This window comes from Spirillospora sp. NPDC049652, assembly GCF_040675125.1.
Taxonomy (GTDB): Bacteria; Actinomycetota; Actinomycetes; order Streptosporangiales; family Streptosporangiaceae; genus Spirillospora.
Genome location: NZ_JBFAOF010000958.1, coordinates 1 through 2,646, shown reverse-complemented (window position 1 = coordinate 2,646; position 2,646 = coordinate 1). Strand labels below are relative to the sequence as shown.

At 75.4% G+C, this 2,646-nt stretch carries 3 protein-coding genes; all 3 read right to left on the bottom strand.

Translation table 11 applies throughout. The annotated features are described in order from the left end of the window. Positions 1 to 213: 213 nt before the first annotated feature. On the bottom strand, positions 214 to 1,014 hold the full coding sequence (locus AB0J52_RS35425; protein ID WP_500187286.1) for a hypothetical protein: 801 nt from the start codon (positions 1,012 to 1,014) through the stop codon (positions 214 to 216). Between the two features lie 19 nt (positions 1,015 to 1,033). Then, on the bottom strand, positions 1,034 to 2,356 hold the full coding sequence (locus AB0J52_RS35420) for an ABC transporter permease (protein WP_500187285.1): 1,323 nt from the start codon (positions 2,354 to 2,356) through the stop codon (positions 1,034 to 1,036). Further along, on the bottom strand, positions 2,353 to 2,646 hold a 294-nt coding region (locus AB0J52_RS35415), incomplete at its 5' end, for an ATP-binding cassette domain-containing protein (protein ID WP_500187284.1). The genes AB0J52_RS35420 and AB0J52_RS35415, both read right to left, overlap by 4 nt.

Genomic DNA, 2,646 nt, shown 5'->3' with positions numbered 1-2,646 from the left:
GCCGGCGGTGGGAGCACCTGACATGACGACCTCCGGGGGGAGAGATCCTGCCGGGGACCGGGCGGCCCCGGCAGTCGTCATTTTCCCAATGCGTGACAAAGCAAGACACTCTGGCACACTCCGGACTCGGGACGTTCCGGCGAACGCCGGGTGAACGCCCCGCACCCCGGGTCACGCCCGGCCGGACGCGACCGCGGGCGCGGCTCCGGGACGTCAGTCGCCCTGCGGGGGCTGGCCGCCGCCCGGGCCGCCACCGTCTCCGCCACCGTCCTGGCCACCGCCGCCGCTCGGGCCACCCCCGCCGTTCGGGCCGCGGCGTCCGAGGCCGCCGAAGCCGGCGCCCTCGTTGACGCTGGTGGCGGTCATGCTGCCGTCGCTTCCGGAGGTCCCGCGGACGATGAGCATCGTGCCGTTCTTGAGGTCCTTGACCGTGCCGGTCCGGGTGATCTGGATCCGGGTCGAGCCGTTGGTCTTCACCGTGACCGTCCTGCCGTCGGACGTCTTCAGGTAGAGGGTGTCGCCGACGACCTTGGTGACGGTCCCGGCCGTCATCCCTCCCCCGCCGGGCGCACCTCCCCCGGGCGCGCCGCCGCCCCCGGGGGACCCGCCGTTGCGGAAGCCGCCGCCGTAACCGCCGTACCCGCCGCCGAAGCCCCGTCCGCCCGGGCCGCCCGCGGCGCGGTCGCCGGACGAGCCGGACCCGCCGCCCGCCATCGCCTTGTGGGTGAAGATCCCGCCGAGGAACCCGGCGACCAGCAGCACCGCCGCGACCAGGTAGAGCGTCGGGCCGTTGGGCGAGCGCGCCCCCGGGCCGCGGTCGGCCAGCTCCTTGTCCAGGTCGTCCTTGAACGGGGACGTCTCCAGGACCTCGGACCGCGAGCCGTCCAGCGGCGGCAGGCTCCGCGGCGCGTTCTGCGACGCCTCGTGCGGCGCGCCCTGGGGCGGGTTCTGGGGTGGGTTCTGGGACGGGCCCTGCGGTGGGAGCGGTGCCGGGTCCGGGGTGTTGTCGCTCATGGCGTGCCTTTCGTTGGGGTCAGTCATGGCGCAGGGCCTCGATGGGGCGCAGCCTGGCCGCGCGGTGGGCGGGGAGGCTGCCGAACAGCAGCCCGACGGCGACCGAGACGCCGAGCGCGAGCGCGATCGACGACGGCACCAGCACCGGTCTCACGCCGACGATGGTGAACCGGCTGGCGGCCACGCCCGCGACGACGCCGAGCAGCCCGCCGAGGAGGCTGAGCACGGTCGCCTCGGCGACGAACTGGCCGAGGATCGCGCCGCGCGGCGCGCCGAGCGCCTTGCGGATGCCGATCTCGCGGGTCCGCTCGGTGACGGTGACGAGCATGATGTTGGTGATCCCGATGCCGCCGACGAGCAGGCTGATCGCCGCGACCGCGCCGAGCAGCACGGTGAAGGTCCGGTTGGAGTCGGCCACCGCCGACTGGATGCCCGCCTGGCTGGTCACCTGGAAGTCGGCGGCGGCCGTCCCGGTGACGCCGTGCCGCTGGGCGAGCAGGTCGGTGACCTCGGCCTGGGCCCGGTCCACCGCGGAGGCGTCGCGGGCCTCCACCAGGATCTGGGACAGCCCGCCGTAGGGCGCGAGCGTGCCGCGCACGGCCGTGATCGGCGCGATCACCACACTGTCGGCGTCCTGGAAGCCGGACGATCCGGAGCCGCTCGCCCGCAGCACGCCGACGACGGTGAACTCCGTCCCCGAGACGGTGAACCGGCGGCCGACCGGGTCCACGCCGCCGAACAGGTCGCGGGCGACGCTGCTGCCGACGACGGCGACGCGCTCGCCCTGCGCGACGTCGTCGTCGGTGAACGCCGAGCCGCTCTGGATCCGCCGGTCCGCGGCCTCCAGGTAGGTCGGGGTCGTCCCGACGAACTGGCCGACGGTCGTGCTCGTCCCGCCGAACGTGACGGTGGACTGCTGCGCGTTGACGACCGGGGAGGCGCTCTTCACCGACGGCGCGTTCACCTTGTCGACCAGGGCCTTGGCGTCGTCCACCGTCAGGTCGCGGGCCTGGGTCCGGGGACCGGTGCTCTGCCCGCCGCCGGAGCCGAAGCCGGGGCCGGGGCCGGGCGCGCCGCCGCCGAAGCCGCCGCCGCCCCGGAAGCCGCCGCTCCCCGCGCCGCCGAGGCGTCCGGCGCGTCCGGTGGTGGACTTGGTGACGGTCAGGGTGTTGGCGCCGAGCCGCTGGATGCTGTCGCGGATCGCCTTGGACGAGCCGTTCCCGACCGCGACCAGCGTGATGACGGAGGCGACGCCGATCAGGATGCCGAGGGTGGTGAGCCCGGTGCGCAGCTTGTTCGCGCCGAGCCCGCGCAGCGCGAAGCGCAGGACTTCGAGGATCATCGCGCGTCCTCCCCGGACCCTCCGGCACGGGGCGGCGGCGCGTCCGCCGGGACCCGCCGCAGGTCGTCGGCGACCCGCCCGTCCACCAGCCGGACGACCCGCTTGGCGTGCGCGGCGACCTCCTCCTCGTGGGTGATCACGACCAGCGTCCGGCCGGACCGGCTGAGCCGGTCGAAGACCGCGAGCACGTCCGCGGTGGACGCGCTGTCCAGCGCGCCGGTCGGCTCGTCGGCCAGCAGCAGCGTCGGCGCGGTGACCAGCGCGCGGGCGACCGCGACGCGCTGCTGCTG

What these genes read in the sequence shown, in the direction of transcription:
- AB0J52_RS35420 (WP_500187285.1), bottom strand. Translation starts at nt 2,356, where the DNA reads ATGATCCTCGAAGTCCTGCGCTTCGCGCTGCGCGGGCTCGGCGCGAAC.
- AB0J52_RS35425 (WP_500187286.1), bottom strand. Translation starts at nt 1,014, where the DNA reads ATGAGCGACAACACCCCGGACCCGGCACCGCTCCCACCGCAGGGCCCG.